This window comes from Streptomyces sp. PH10-H1, from assembly GCF_030063355.1.
Taxonomy (GTDB): Bacteria; Actinomycetota; Actinomycetes; order Streptomycetales; family Streptomycetaceae; genus Actinacidiphila.
This window is the reverse complement of sequence record NZ_JASISZ010000131.1, coordinates 1-12,910: the sequence shown is the minus strand read 5'-3', so window position 1 is coordinate 12,910 and position 12,910 is coordinate 1. Positions and strand designations below refer to the sequence as shown.

13 protein-coding genes and 3 pseudogenes are annotated in these 12,910 nt (G+C 69.9%); 4 read left to right on the top strand and 12 right to left on the bottom strand.

Annotated elements, in window-relative coordinates:
* Positions 1 to 187: 187 nt before the first annotated feature.
* Complete coding sequence (locus tag QMK24_RS39385) at positions 188 to 424, top strand: hypothetical protein (RefSeq protein WP_283471713.1); 237 nt, start codon at positions 188 to 190, stop codon at positions 422 to 424.
* Positions 425 to 480: 56 nt separating this feature from the next.
* Here the strand turns inward: QMK24_RS39385 and QMK24_RS39380 are convergent, their stop codons facing one another.
* The 6 genes from QMK24_RS39380 to QMK24_RS39355 all read right to left on the bottom strand — a co-directional run bounded on the left by QMK24_RS39380 (position 481) and on the right by QMK24_RS39355 (position 6,671).
* A complete protein-coding gene (locus tag QMK24_RS39380) occupies positions 481 to 1,491 on the bottom strand; it encodes an ABC transporter permease (protein WP_283471711.1) in 1,011 nt (336 codons plus the stop codon).
* On the bottom strand, positions 1,488 to 3,038 hold the full coding sequence (locus tag QMK24_RS39375) for a sugar ABC transporter ATP-binding protein (RefSeq protein WP_283471710.1): 1,551 nt from the start codon (positions 3,036 to 3,038) through the stop codon (positions 1,488 to 1,490). Before QMK24_RS39375 ends, QMK24_RS39380 begins: the two co-directional genes overlap by 4 nt.
* Before the next feature lie 43 nt (positions 3,039 to 3,081).
* Complete coding sequence (locus tag QMK24_RS39370; protein WP_283471709.1) at positions 3,082 to 4,053, bottom strand: sugar ABC transporter substrate-binding protein; 972 nt, start codon at positions 4,051 to 4,053, stop codon at positions 3,082 to 3,084.
* 146 nt (positions 4,054 to 4,199) lie between these two features.
* On the bottom strand, positions 4,200 to 4,589 hold the full coding sequence (rbsD, locus tag QMK24_RS39365; RefSeq protein WP_283471708.1) for a D-ribose pyranase: 390 nt from the start codon (positions 4,587 to 4,589) through the stop codon (positions 4,200 to 4,202).
* Complete coding sequence (locus tag QMK24_RS39360) at positions 4,579 to 5,583, bottom strand: ribokinase (RefSeq protein WP_283471707.1); 1,005 nt, start codon at positions 5,581 to 5,583, stop codon at positions 4,579 to 4,581. Before QMK24_RS39360 ends, rbsD begins: the two co-directional genes overlap by 11 nt.
* Positions 5,580 to 6,671: a LacI family DNA-binding transcriptional regulator gene (locus QMK24_RS39355; RefSeq protein WP_283471706.1), complete on the bottom strand. Its 1,092-nt coding sequence runs from the start codon at positions 6,669 to 6,671 to the stop codon at positions 5,580 to 5,582. Before QMK24_RS39355 ends, QMK24_RS39360 begins: the two co-directional genes overlap by 4 nt.
* 286 nt (positions 6,672 to 6,957) lie before the next feature.
* Here QMK24_RS39355 and QMK24_RS39350 point away from each other — a divergent pair.
* Positions 6,958 to 8,040 (top strand): annotated as a pseudogene (locus tag QMK24_RS39350) (integrase core domain-containing protein).
* Between the two features lie 28 nt (positions 8,041 to 8,068).
* Positions 8,069 to 8,365, top strand: a pseudogene (locus tag QMK24_RS39345) (helix-turn-helix domain-containing protein); the annotation flags it as partial.
* 77 nt (positions 8,366 to 8,442) lie between these two features.
* On the opposite strand, the gene QMK24_RS39340 reads toward QMK24_RS39345, so the two are convergent.
* The 3 genes from QMK24_RS39340 to QMK24_RS39330 are packed head-to-tail and all read right to left on the bottom strand — an operon-like array spanning position 8,443 to position 10,302.
* Positions 8,443 to 8,886: a winged helix-turn-helix transcriptional regulator gene (locus QMK24_RS39340; RefSeq protein WP_283471705.1), complete on the bottom strand. Its 444-nt coding sequence runs from the start codon at positions 8,884 to 8,886 to the stop codon at positions 8,443 to 8,445.
* A gap of 10 nt (positions 8,887 to 8,896) precedes the next feature.
* On the bottom strand, positions 8,897 to 9,361 hold the full coding sequence (locus QMK24_RS39335) for an SRPBCC family protein (RefSeq protein ID WP_283471704.1): 465 nt from the start codon (positions 9,359 to 9,361) through the stop codon (positions 8,897 to 8,899).
* On the bottom strand, positions 9,358 to 10,302 hold the full coding sequence (locus QMK24_RS39330) for an MBL fold metallo-hydrolase (protein WP_283471703.1): 945 nt from the start codon (positions 10,300 to 10,302) through the stop codon (positions 9,358 to 9,360). Before QMK24_RS39330 ends, QMK24_RS39335 begins: the two co-directional genes overlap by 4 nt.
* 180 nt (positions 10,303 to 10,482) lie before the next feature.
* Between QMK24_RS39330 and QMK24_RS39325 the strand changes: the two are divergent.
* Positions 10,483 to 10,764: pseudogene (locus tag QMK24_RS39325) on the top strand (hypothetical protein); the annotation flags it as partial.
* Positions 10,765 to 11,269: 505 nt separating this feature from the next.
* Here the strand turns inward: QMK24_RS39325 and QMK24_RS39320 are convergent.
* The 3 genes from QMK24_RS39320 to QMK24_RS39310 all read right to left on the bottom strand — a co-directional run.
* Entirely contained in the window at positions 11,270 to 11,452 is a 183-nt protein-coding gene (locus QMK24_RS39320) for a hypothetical protein (protein ID WP_283471712.1), read from the bottom strand.
* A gap of 693 nt (positions 11,453 to 12,145) precedes the next feature.
* A complete protein-coding gene (locus tag QMK24_RS39315) occupies positions 12,146 to 12,298 on the bottom strand; it encodes a hypothetical protein (protein ID WP_283471702.1) in 153 nt (50 codons plus the stop codon).
* 251 nt (positions 12,299 to 12,549) lie between these two features.
* Positions 12,550 to 12,910 (bottom strand): hypothetical protein (locus QMK24_RS39310; protein WP_283471701.1); only part of this gene is annotated, 361 nt, incomplete at its 5' end.

Below are 12,910 nucleotides of genomic sequence, written 5' to 3'. Positions count from 1 at the left end.
CGGCGCCAGCCTGAGCCTCTACCAAATCGTCCGCGAGTTGCAGACCCTCCTCGCCACCTGGACCGGCGCCTGCCCCACCTGCCACCGCAACATCCCCATACCGGCACCAACCTGACCAAGCACTACTGGAGGCCGATGGCACAACAGTCAAACCCTCCTCCGATATCAGAGGAGGGATATACGACCGGTGAAGCCGGGCGGAACCGTGGGCCAACGCGATGATTCCCCGGCGCACAGCCCGGCGCCCACCGCTCCCCCACTCGCCGAGCAGACCTCGGTGGCGCTGCTGCCGGGCGGCGGCTTCGACGGGCCCGAGTGGTCGGTCCGGGTATCACTGGCCAACCTGGACTACCTCAAGATCGGCCACCGGCTCCGTACCGTCCTCAACGACTACCACGCGGAGTGGCGGGCCTCGACGTCCTGACGCGCGGCGGCGGCCCACCGGCGCCGCGCGCGCCGATGAGCCGCCGGCGGCGGGACTCAGGGCCGTGCGACGAGGCGGGAGGCGAGCCGGCCGCGGTAGTGGTCGACCACCACGGCGACCATGATGACCGCGCCGGTGATCATCTGACGCTGGAAGTCCGATACGCCCATCAGCAGCAGGCCGTTGGTCAGTACGCCCAGCAGACAGGCGCCCAGCAGCGTGCCGACCATCGAGCCCTTGCCGCCGGACAGCGAGGCGCCGCCGATCACCACGGCGGCGATCGCGTTGAGCTCGTAGCCGCTGCCCAGGATCGGGCTGGCGATGTTGAGGCGGGCCATGTACGTCACGGCGGCGATGCCGACGGCGAAGCCGGCGATCACGAAAGCGGCGACCTTCACCACGCCGGTGCGGTGCCCGGAGAGCCGGACCGCTTCCTCGTTGCTGCCGATCGCGAAGACGAGCCTGCCGAAGACCGTCCGGGTGAGCACCAGATGTCCGACCGCGACCATCAGCAGGGCTATCCAGAAGAGAGTGGGGATCCCCAGCAGCGTCGAGGTGCCGAAGCGGTTGAAGCCCTCGGGGAAGTCGTACAGCGTCTTGGCGTCGGTGTACTGCAGTGCCGCGCCCCGCGCCACGTTGAGCATGCCCAGGGTGACGATGAAGGACGGCACGCGCCAGCGTTCCGAGACCAGCCCGTTGACCAGCCCGCAGCCCATGCCCACCAGTGCGGAGACCAGCACGGCGAGCAGTACCGCGACGGGCGTGGACAGTCCGCCGGCGGTCAGAACGTCGCCGGAGACGACGGCCGACAGCGCCATGACCGACCCGACCGACAGATCGATGCCGCCGACGAGGATGACGAAGGTCATGCCGACCGCGAGCATCGTGTTGAGGGTGATCTCGGTGGCGATGTGCGTGATGTTGTCCGAGGTGGCGAACTTCGGTGCGGACAGCGTGAAGACGGCCACCAGAGCGAGCAGAGCGATACCGATACCGGCCTCGCCCATCACCTGCCGGGCCAGCGAGGAGGCCGGGTGCGGTTTGCGGCCGAGCGTTACGGAAGTCATGGGGTGCCACCGTTCGTGGGTGCCGGAGCGTCGGCGGAGGTGTAACCGGAGTAGGCCAGGGCGAGGATCCGTGAGCTGTCGAAGTCCTTCCGCCGCACTTCTCCGGCGACGCGGCCGCGGGAGAACACGAGGATGCGGTCACAGATCCCCATGAGCTCCGGCAGGTCGGAGGAGACGACCAGGAGCGCTTTGCCGTCGGCCGCGAGGTCGACGAGTTGCTGGTGGATCTCGTAGCGGGCGCCGACGTCGATGCCGCGCGTGGGCTCGTCGACCACCAGGACATCGGCGCCGGCCAGCAGCCAGCGGCCCAGGACCACCTTCTGCTGATTGCCGCCCGACAGCGTCCTGACGGGATGGCGCACCCCCGGGGTGCGCACCGCGAGCCGGTCGACCGCCTGGCGGGCCAGCCGGTTCTCCTCGGCGCGCCGCAGGACGCCGCCGCGTGAGATCTTGCCGATGGCGGCCAGGGTGATGTTCGCGGCGAGTGGCATGTCGAGGACCAGACCCTGGCTCTTGCGGTCCTCGGTCAGCAGGCTGATGCCGTGCCGGACCGCGTCCTTGGGGGAGGCGATGCGGACCGGGTGGCCCTTGACCAGGACGGTTCCGCCGTCGCGCGGATCCGCGCCGAACAGGGCCCGCACGGTTTCGGTGCGCCCCGAGCCGACGAGCCCCGCCATGCCCACGACCTCACCCGCGTGCAGGGCGAAGGAGACCGGCTCCCCGCCGCGTGGGTGCAGCGCGTCGGCCCGTAGCAGTTCAGGACCCGGCTCGCGCGGTACGTGCGGCGGGTACTCGTGCTCCATGTCGCGGCCGACCATGAGGCGGATGACGTCGGCGGTGCTCGTCCCGGCCAGTTCCTGGGTGGCCACATGGCGGCCGTTGCGGAAGACCGTCATACGGTCGCCGAGCTCGAAGACCTCTTCCAGGTGGTGGGAGATGTAGAGGACGGCGGTGCCGCGGGCGGTGATCGCACGCAGCAGGGTGAACAGGCGAGAGGTCTCCCGGGGGGTGAGGGTCGCGGTGGGCTCGTCCATCACCAGGACCCGGCAGTCCTGCCACAGGGTCCTGGCGATCTCCAGCAACTGCATCTGGGCGATGCCGAGCCGTTCCACCTTCGTCTGCGGCCGGACCTCGAGCCCGACCTCGGCGAGCAGCTCCTCGGCCCTGCGGTGCAGTTCCTTGCGGTTGACCAGCCCGTAGCGGCGCGGGAGGTTCTGGAAGAACAGGTTCTCGGCCACGGTCAGGTTGGGCAGCAGGTTCAGTTCCTGGTGCACGACCTGGACGCCGGCCCGCATGGCCGCCGCCGGGTCGGCGGGCTGGTAGGGCTTCCCGCCCAGCGTCATGCCGCCGGCATCCGGCTGCTGGATGCCGGCGAGAATACGGACCAGGGTCGACTTGCCCGCGCCGTTCTCGCCCAGCAGGGCGTGCACCTCCCCGGGGAGCAGTTCGAGCCGCACGTCGTCGAGGGCCAGTACGCCGGGGAACTGCTTGCGGATCCCGCTCGCCTCCAGCACGGGGGCCGGGGGGCTCGGGGGTTGTGCGGTCATGAGGTTCTGCCTTCCGGCATGGGATTGCGCCTTCCGGTCCTGGTCAGCCGAGGTCGGACGCGGTGATGACCTTGACGTCGGTCTTCACCCAGCCCTGGACCTTGTCGCCGGCGATGAGCTTCATGGCCTGGTCGATGCCGTCACCGGCCTGCTTCGCGGCGAACTGGTCGACAGTCGCGACGACGCTGCCGTCCTTGACGTACGGCCGGATCGCCTCGATGTTGTCGAAGGAGGCGACCTTGACCTGGCTCTTCCTGCCCTCGGCGGCCACGGCCTTGACCGCGCCGAGCGCCATCGAGTCGTTCGAGGCGAGGACGCCCTGAATGTCCGGGTGCGCGGTCAGCATGTTGCTCACGACGGTGTAGGCCTCGTCGGTCTCCCAGTGCGCGGTCTTGGAGTCGAGCACCCGCAGACCGCCCGCGGCGGCCGCCGCGACGAAACCGGCCTTGCGCTGCTGGGCGTTGGCGGCGCCGGGGTTGCCCTCCAGGATGACGACCCTGCCGTCCTTGCCGAGCGCCTTGGCGAGCACCGCCCCCGACAGCCGCGCGCCCTCGGTGTTGTCGGGTCCGACGAACGGGACGTCGAGACCGGCGGCCTTCAGCGCGGCGTCGTCGAGCTTGACGTCGATGTTCACGACCTTGATGCCGGCCTTCACGGCGCGCTTGAGCGGGGCGACGAGTGCCTGGGAGTCGGCGGGAGCCAGCACGAGGGCGGCGGCCTTGTCGGTGATGCACCGGTTGATCGCGGCGACCTGGCCGTCGATGTCGGTCTCGTTCTGGATTCCGCTGGCGGTGAGGGTCAGGTCGCCGCGCTGTCTCGCGTGGTCCTCCGCCCCCTTCTGCATGGTCTGGAAGTACTCGTTGCCGAGCGACTTCATCACCAGGCAGACGGTGGGCTTTCCGCCCTTCGAGGCGCCGTCGCTCTTGGCTCCGTCGCCCTCCTGGCCGCAGCCGGTGAGGGCCGTCGCGAGCAGGAGTGCGGCGGTGGCGGACAGGACAACAGGCTTGCGGTTCATCGTGGACTGCCTTCCGTTGGAGGTGCGCTGAGGGTGTGCCGAGGGTGCGGCGGGGTGGCCGCCGCAGGACCTGCGGGAACGGAACAGGGTCAGGGCCGGGCGTCGAGGTCTGGCGTCGGGTCGGGCGCCCGGGTCGGGCGCCCGGGTCAGAACGGGACGCCGGCGCGGAGTACCGCGTTGGCGTAGGGGGTGGCCTCGCCGGTCCTGACGACCGCACGGGCACCGAGGGTGAGTTCCTTCAGCCGGTCGTGCGGTACCCGGTCGACGGTGATGCTGGCGAATTGCCGGTCGAGACCGTCCAGGAGTGCCAGGTCCCGAGCCTCCTGGGCGACGGTGGCGTGCTCGACCACAAGCTCATGGAGCACAGCGGCCAGAACCGGGAGGAACGGCGGATCGCCGCGCTGCCACAGCAGGTCCACGGTCTCGGTTCCCGGCGGGACGGGAAGTCCGGCGTCGGCGACCACGAGGAGGTCGCCGTGGCCGAGCGAGGTGATCAGATGCAGCAGCCGGGGGTGCCACAGCCCGTCAGGACGCATGGCGCGCCTCCGTACCTGTACCCGTATCGGTACCAGTATCCGGGTCCGCGTCCGCCACCAGCGCGTCGACCTCGGCCCGGGAGGGGAGCGCCTGCTGGGCGCCGTGCCGGGTGGCCGCCAGGGAGCCCGCCGCGCAGGCCAGACGCACGGCCCCGGGCAGCGGGCGGCCGAGGCCCAGTGCGATGGCGAGTTGCGCGCAGAAGGCGTCGCCCGCGCCGACGGTGTCCACCGCGTCGACCTTGAAGCCCGGTTCCGTGTGGTGACCTGCCGCGTCGGCGGCGACCGCGCCGGCCGCGCCGAGGGTGATCACGACGGTCGCGGGCCCCAGCAGCCGGAGCTTCTGCGCTCGGGCCGTCCACTCCCCGTCCGGGACCGCTCCGGCAGCCGTGCCGGGAGGGCCGAGCAGGCCGGCCGCCTCCGTCTCGTTGACGACGAGGACATCGGCCTCCCGCAGCAGTTCGGAGAGCAGCGGGCCGGGCTCGGGCAGCGGAGCGGCGTTGAGCACGGTCAGCGCTCCGGCGGCTCGCGCCGCGCGGGCCGCGGCCAAAACGGACGGCAACGGCACTTCGAGCTGGAGCAGCACGGTGTCGGAGCGTTCTGCGGCCCTCCCGCCGGTGAGCGTGCGCAAGGTGGCCTCGTCGAGGTGCCGGTTGGCGCCGGGGGACAGGGTGACGGTGTTCTCCCCGTCGTGCTGGACCACGATCAGTGCCAGCCCGGAGGACGTGTCCGGGACCGCGGCCACCGCCCGGTCGTCGATGCCCTCGGCGACCAGGGCGGCCCGGAGTTCCGCGCCGTGGGCGTCGTCGCCCAGCAGTCCGACCATCAGGACCGCCGCGCCGAGCCGTGCCGCGGCCACCGCCTGGTTGCCGCCCTTGCCGCCGGGGCCGCGCACCACATCGGCGCCGGAGACCGTCTCGCCCGGCCGGGGGAGTCGGGGGACGGTGACCGACAGGTCCATGTTGAGGCTGCCGACCACGATCAGTCGTTCATTCATCGCTGCGCTCCGCCGTTTTCATCGCTGTGTTCTCCGCCTGCCGGATCGGGGCAACCGCAGGAGCCGCGGGCCAGCAGGGTCACGGGCAGGACATCCCGGCTGAGCGCCAGGTCCGGGTCCTTCATCCGGTCGAGCAGCCGCTGGACGGCGGTGCGTCCGAGGGCTTCGAAGGGCTGGCGCATGGTGGACAGCGCCGGGCAGGTGTAGGCGCCGGCCGCTATCCCGTCGAAGGAGACCACGGCCACGTCATCGGGGACCGACAGACCCAGTTCGGTCGCGGCCCGCAGTACTCCGGCGGCCTGTTCGTCGGAGGTGACGAACAGGGCGTCGACGGAGCGGTCGCGTGAGAGCAGGGCGCGACCCGACCGGTAGCCGTCCAGGCGGCCGAAGGAACCGTGCAGCAGTGGCGCGGCGTCCGGGCAGGCCTCCCAGCCGGTGCGGCCGCCGGAACCAGACCCGGCCTTGAGCCCGGCCTGCTCCAGGGCCCTGCGCCAGCCCACCACACGGTCAACGGTGGGATGGATGCCGAGCGGCCCGGCGATGCAGCCGACCCGGCGCCGCCCGTGGGCCAGCAGGTGCTCGGTCGCCTCCTGGGCGCCGCGCACGTTGTCGACCAGTACGTACGAGGTCTCCACACCGTCGAGTTCACGGTCGAAGACCAGACTGGGCACCCCGGAACGGGCCAGCTCGGCCCGCCAGGGCTGGTCACCCTGCGAGGGGATGAGGACGAGTCCGTCCACCTGCCGGTCGACGAAGGTCCTGATGTACCCCGCCTCGCGCTGTGGATCGTCCACGCTGTTGCCGACCAGGAGCGTGTATCCGGCTGCCCAGGCGTGGTCCTCCAGAGCGCGGGCCAGCTCCGCGAAGAAGGGGTTCGCGGCGTCGGGAACGACCAGGCCGAGCGTCATGGTGTGGCTCATGCGCAGCGACCTGGCTACGGCGTTCGGCCGGTAGCCGAGCTGCTGCACCGCCGCCAGTACCCGTTCCCTGGTCGCCGGAGCGACCGATCGGGGTCCGTTGTTGAGTACGTAGCTGACGACCGAGGGCGAGGTGCCCGCGAGCTGGGCCACGTCCTGCCGTGTTGCCATGGTGCGGCTCCTGGAACGGTCGCGGAATAGGGGTCCGGCCGCCGCAACACGAATTGGCAACTCGTGTTGCGGCGGGGTTACGGGATTATGAGAAGCAACTCACGCAACCGCAAGAGGCCGGACACGCCGGATCGCACCGGATCGCTCCGGATCACGGCAGATCGGTCCGGACGGCCGTCAGGGACGTCGCAGCAGACCGATGTAGAGGTCCCAGAACCTGTCGGGCTCGGAAAGTCATCGCTGCTGCTGGCAGCGGTGGGGGAAGCTCGGCTGACACCATGCCGACGTGATCATTTCGCTGCTGTACAAGGTGGCCCGCAAGCTGCTGTCCGTCCCCGGGGTGCTGCTGCGCCGCGACACCGCGAAGGACGCCGAGCTGGTCGTGCTGCGGCACGAGAACGCGGTCCTGCGCCGCCAGCTCGCCGGCCCGGTCCGCTACGAGCCGGAGGACCGGTTCTGGCTGGCGGCGCTGTCCAGACTGATACCCCGTCACCGCTGGCGCGAGGTCTTTCCGGTCACGCCCGGCACGCTGCTGGCCTGGCACCGCCGGTTCATCGCCGCGAAGTGGGACTACAGCCGGCGTGCTCGTACCGGGCGACCGCCGACCAGGGCGGCACTCAAGAAGCTGATCCTGCAACTGGCCCGGGAAAACGCAAGGTGGGGCCACCGGCGAATCCAGGGCGAGCTGGCCCGACTCGGACACCCCATCGCCGCATCCACGGTATGGCAGATCCTCCACGCCGCGGGCATCGACCCAGCCCCGCGCCGCACCGGCCCGACGTGGCGGGAGTTCCTCACGAACCAGGCCGAAGGCATCGTCGCGGTCGACTTCTTCCACCTCGACACCGTGCTCGGCCGGCGGCTGTACGCGCTGGCGTTCCTCGAACACGGCACCCGGCGCCTGCACATCACCGGCGTCACCGCCCACCCCACCCGGGAGTGGGCAGTGCAGCAAGCACGGAACGTGACAACCGACCTGGGCACGCGCATGGAGTCCCTGCGCTTCCTGCTACGCGACCGGGACGACAAGTACGGCCCCTCCTTCGACGCCATCTTCCAGGCCGAGGAGATGGAAATCCTCAAGAGCGCGCCGCGAGCTCCCCGGATGAACGCCCACTGCGAAAGGATCATTGGCAGCATTCGGCGCGAGGTCCTCGACCACGTCCTCATCATGACGAAGACCACGCCCGGCAGATCCTGGCCGCCTACGAGCAGCACTACAACGAGCACCGCCCCCACCGGGCCCGGAACCAACTACCGCCCGGCGCCCACGAGCAACCCGCCACCGTTACACAACCTCGACACGCGCAAGCCCGTGCGCACGCGCGTCCTTGGCGGCGTCATCAACGAGTACAGATATGCGGCCTGACCTGCAGCGACGAATTTCCGAGCCCCACAGGTTCGAAGCCCAGCTCGGCACCACCCCCCTGGTCTGGCTCACAGGTGAACGAGTGGCATTGGCCTGCCGGCTGATCGAGCGCGGCGAACTGCGCCTGGACGTCGTCGCCCGGCTCAGCGGGCTCGGAACCGCCTCGAACCTGCGGGCCCCGTTGCGCCGTCGAACCGGGCTCAGCCCGACGGCCTACCGCCAGCGATTCGCTCTGGCCGAGCCCGCAGGCGTCACTGACGTGCGGAGACAGGCCAGCCCAGAAGGGCATCACCTCGAACCAGCCGACACATCAGCCCTCTCCTGAAACGGACTCGAAGGCGAGCAACAGTCAAGACTTGCGGATGCCGAGCCACGGACCGCCAGCGTGAGTCGGCCCTGAGTTCAGTTCCCGGCGCCCGACGCCCGGCGCTCGTAATCGGCCCGGGCCGTGTTCACCTCGTTGATGTGCCGCTCGGCCCAGTCCCGGATGGCGCCGAGCGGGGCCTCCAGCGTCCGCCCGAGGTCGGTGAGGCGGTACTCGACCTTCGGCGGGACGGTCGGATAGACGGTCCGCCTGACGAGTCCGTCGCGCTCCAGGCTCCGCAACGTCTGCGTGAGCATCTTCTCGCTGATGCCGCCGATGACCTCGCGCAGCTCGCTGAACCGCATCGTCTCCTCCGCCAGGGCGCCGATGATCAGCGCGGTCCATTTGTCGGCGATGCGGTCAAGTGCCGCCCGTGACGGGCAGGGCGCGCTGTATGCGTCGGCCGGCTTGCCGTCCGGCAGCCAGGCCAGAACCCGGCCGGGGCTTCCCGGCCGGGGACGGCTGGCACGGGGGGTGGGCATGATTCGTACGCTAGCCCACTGCCGATGCCGCGCGGGGTGCCGGCGCGTCGTCCTTGTCGGCTTGCCCTGTCTGATCGGCGTGGCCGGCTAGGTCCGCCAGCCGGTCGAGGCGCAGCTCGACGACGCCGCGGAAGGCTCCCGCCAAGAGCCGGGCCAGGGACCCGCGTTGCCGGAACTCGTGGGTGACGATGGTTCCTCTCCCCACCGACCGCAGTTGCCAGACGGCATCCTCGACAAGCCCGGGAACCTGCCAGGTCGCGTCGATCCGCTGTTGCTCGATGCGCGTGTATTCCCAGGTGCCGCGGAGCCCGCCGTGCACGGTGAGCGTGTGCCGGTCGCCGACGCGCGCCGAGGCAGGACCCCCGATGGACAGGAACGCGGGATTCCACTCCGGCATCTGAAGGGGCGTGCGTAAGAACTGACGGATCCGTTCGGGCGGCGCGGCCACGAACCTCGCCGATGGTTGACGGGTCACCGAGCCGACTCCTTCTCTTCCCTGCGCTCGACCGGTGTGCTTGCTTCGATGACGTTGGGGCCGCTGGCCCAGGCTCGCCGCGGCGCCGGCGGGACCACCCGTCCGAAGACGTGTCCTGCGAAGTGCCCGCCGGCCAGGAGCGTGTTCCCGTCCTCAAGTTCCTTGAGGAGCTGCGCGCGAGTACGCAGACCCTGCTCCGGGTCATCGTCGAACACGCACGTCCACTGATTCTGGGTGATCTGCACCTGGCAGTGCATGATGTCGCCCAGGATGATCAGGCGCCGCTGGTCCGCGCCGGACGGATCGGTGACGATCAGGCTGCTGTGACCCGGCGTGTGCCCGGGTGTGGACAAGATCCGCACACCAGGCGCGATCTCCTCGCCGTCGGCGACGAACTCAATCAGCCCGTCGAGCGGGGCCTGCACGGCTTTCGCGTCCGGCCCGGGGAACGCCCCGCTGGTCTCCCAATGCCGCCACTCCGCCTCGCTCACCAGGTACCGTGCCTCAGGAAACGTCAATCCGCCGACGTCACGGCCGTCGGGGAAGTACGGAGCCGGAGCGACGTCACTGGTCCAGCCGACATGGTCGTGGTGCAGGTGGGTGTAGACGACGGTGTCCACGTCGGCGGGCGAGATGCCTTCGGCGGTCAGGCTCTTCAGCAGCGTGCCGGCTTTGAAGTACGCCACGTCGGGAATCGTGTAGTCGACGGTGCCCAATCCGAGGTCGACCAGGATAGACCGTTCGCCGGAGCGGATCAGGAACGAACCGATGCTGACCGGGAACCGGCCGTGCTCGTCGAGGAATTCCGAATGAGTCGCCCAGCCGTCCGGCACGCTGGACGGGAAGAAGGCGGCCGGATTCAGCCACCCCTCTCCGTCGGGCAGGTAGGTCACGGTCGTCTCGCCGATGGCGATCTGGGCGCGAAGTGCGGGCTGAACCATGGAACTCTCCTCAATAGGCTGTCATGCTCGGAGCGGTCGGGAGGCCCTGCCGCTCATGACTAACTATCGGAGAGTGGCAAACCGTTGGAAAGTACGCACTTGCAAGTGCGTCCCCGTCGTTGGAATGCCCGGCCCGAGGCGCCCGTTGGCAAGATCGGAACCTCACCTCGGGAGCTGCGAATGTTCATCGCGACCATGGCCGGCGATATCGCCGGGATGATCTCTGGTCATGTGGTTTCGACTCCTGTACCTCGTCTTCGTCCGCGTCGTCGGATGGCTCGCGCTGCTCGCCCGGTCCTCGGCATCCAAGAACGTCGAACTCTTGGTCCTGCGACACGAGGTCGCAGTGCTGCAGCTGCGCCGCGGCCTCAAGCAAGCCTCGGCGCCCACCTTCCCGGATGGTCGGATCGGCTCACGCCGCATGTCCTGCGGCACTACTGCGCCTCGCAGCTCTACCGGAACGGCATGGACCTCGTGGCCGTGCAGGAACTCCTCGGTCACTGGTGGGTGGCGACCACGATCGTGCGTCCCTCCCCTCGTGGTGTGGAGACCATGACTGCAGGGGAAGTTGAGGGTGCGGATTCCCTCCCATGTGGCAATCATTCTCAACGCCCCCACCCCCCTGATCACCACGCTGTTCGTGTCAGTGACGAGGCCCCCCGGGCACACCGCCCAGCCGAAATTCGCGGGATTGGCCATCGGCTTCGTCGGTGTGGTCGTCATCGCCGCGCCCTGGCGGCTGGCAGGCGTGGCCCACGACTGGTCCGCCCTCACACAGTGCCTGACAGCTGCGTGCTGCTACGCCGCCGGATTCTGCTATCTGCACCGATGCGCCGCGCTGCGCCCCGAGCCGAACAGCGCGATCTCGACCTCCCAGGTGGTGGCGGGGGCCGCGATGCTGCTCGCCGCCACGCCATGGATGGCACGACCCCTATGCCGCTGCGCCGCGTCGTGGTGGGGGCTGCTCTCAGAGACCCAGGTGTGCCCCGGCGACCGCGCCGGCTTCCAGCTGCGCGACCAGCATGTCCGCCCCAGCCGTCGGCACCCCGCCCAGGCCCTTCGCCGCGTGCTGCTGCCAGCGCGTTCCCAGCTCAGGCTCAGTCGTCCGACGCCGCTTCGGTTCTTCGCCGGTACGGGGTCGTTCTGTCATGTTGCTCTCGTCCGCGAGTTCGGCCTGGTCCGGAGGGTCACTCGTCCACGCGACGGGTGGCGTCGGTGCCGTGATCGTCTGCGGTTCATCGGAGCCCGGGCGGGTACTCGGCTGGGTTCCGGGCACGTGGGACGTCGTCGTTTCGTCATTAGATTTCGTCATGAGGTACGTGTTCCCGTCTTTTTCCTCGCAAACCGGGCTCGTCCCCTTGCCGCGAACGCTGGCGGTACCCAGCGGGGTGTGCCATCTCGCGCCGGCCACCCTTTCGCGCTACCTCAGCGGGGGAGCGCATCGCGCCGCACGACTTCCTGACGGCGCTGTCCACTGCCCTCGCCGGCTTGGGCCACCCGCTCAGCGCTACGGCGTATGAGCTAACAACTGGTGGCACATGGGGGAGCCAGGCGCAAGAGGACTGTGAGGGAGGGCGCGCTGGTGGCTACGCTGCCGCGCATGGACCTCTACGGGGAAACGGACGGTAGTGACCGATGCGGGAATTGACGGACGCGGAATGGACGGCCGTGCGGTCCGCGTACTGCCAGGGGACCGTCGCGGTGTGCCCGCAGTGCGCTCGCGGCGGAGTTGCAGTCCTCAAGCCGGCGGAACGCGTGATGCGCTTCGCCTGCGGTCATGAACTGGCTGTGCCCGAGGGCGCTACTCCGTAAGGGGACGGGCCGGCCGGGGGGCCGGGGCGGGTCAGGCGTGGGTGGTGCGCCGGTGACCGTGGCGGGTCGGCGAAGCGGCGGGTTCGCGGTCGCTGGAGCGGTGGCGGGCGTTCTGCGGGGGGTTGTTCCAGACCAGGATCAGTGCCAGGAGCATCGGAGCGGTCAGCAGGACCAGGAGTCCCATCGTGCACCTCACTTTCATCCGTCCGTGACCATGCACCTGACCGAATCGATGATCCGCAAACACCCGGCCACTCGTGTGGGTGGCCGGGTGCGCCTGCCTCCGAGGCATCCGACAGCGCCCTTCCATCCACGCTGCGCAGCGCATCCGGCATTGCGCAGCGTGCTGCGCACAGGCCCTGATCTGCGCCGACGCCCCGAACTCACCGCAGGCTCACCGTGTTCGTCCAGCCGCACTCACCCGTCGCTGCGTCTTCAACACCCGTCGCCCGCGGCGATGATGCGTAACGGTCGGCGACGACTGCGCAAGTTGAGCCGCGGCTGCGCACCGTGCTGCGCAGTGGTCGATGCGCAGCACAGTACGGGGGGAGACTGCGCAGGTGACTGTTCACCGCCGCCCGTTGGGCACCGGACCGCACCTCGACTGTCGTGGACGGTGGCGTCCTGGCCGCGGTTCTTCTTGGCCTCGGCGAGGCTGGCCTGCAGCGCGATGCGGTCGGGTCTGGCAGGAAAGGGCGAAACCGCCAGGCCCGACCGGATCTCGATGTCGCACCCCATGAACGAGCCACTGCCGGTCCACGACACGGGCGGCGCCACCACCGGCAACCCGCATTCA

Bases quoted from the DNA above. Each gene is read 5' to 3' on its own strand.
- QMK24_RS39380 (WP_283471711.1), bottom strand. From the start codon at position 1,491: ATGACTTCCGTAACGCTCGGCCGCAAACCGCACCCGGCCTCCTCGCTG.
- QMK24_RS39375 (WP_283471710.1), bottom strand. From the start codon at position 3,038: ATGACCGCACAACCCCCGAGCCCCCCGGCCCCCGTGCTGGAGGCGAGC.
- QMK24_RS39370 (WP_283471709.1), bottom strand. From the start codon at position 4,053: ATGAACCGCAAGCCTGTTGTCCTGTCCGCCACCGCCGCACTCCTGCTC.
- rbsD (WP_283471708.1), bottom strand. From the start codon at position 4,589: ATGCGTCCTGACGGGCTGTGGCACCCCCGGCTGCTGCATCTGATCACC.
- QMK24_RS39360 (WP_283471707.1), bottom strand. From the start codon at position 5,583: ATGAATGAACGACTGATCGTGGTCGGCAGCCTCAACATGGACCTGTCG.
- QMK24_RS39355 (WP_283471706.1), bottom strand. From the start codon at position 6,671: ATGGCAACACGGCAGGACGTGGCCCAGCTCGCGGGCACCTCGCCCTCG.
- QMK24_RS39340 (WP_283471705.1), bottom strand. From the start codon at position 8,886: ATGCCCACCCCCCGTGCCAGCCGTCCCCGGCCGGGAAGCCCCGGCCGG.
- QMK24_RS39330 (WP_283471703.1), bottom strand. From the start codon at position 10,302: ATGGTTCAGCCCGCACTTCGCGCCCAGATCGCCATCGGCGAGACGACC.
- QMK24_RS39320 (WP_283471712.1), bottom strand. From the start codon at position 11,452: ATGACAGAACGACCCCGTACCGGCGAAGAACCGAAGCGGCGTCGGACG.
- QMK24_RS39315 (WP_283471702.1), bottom strand. From the start codon at position 12,298: ATGGGACTCCTGGTCCTGCTGACCGCTCCGATGCTCCTGGCACTGATC.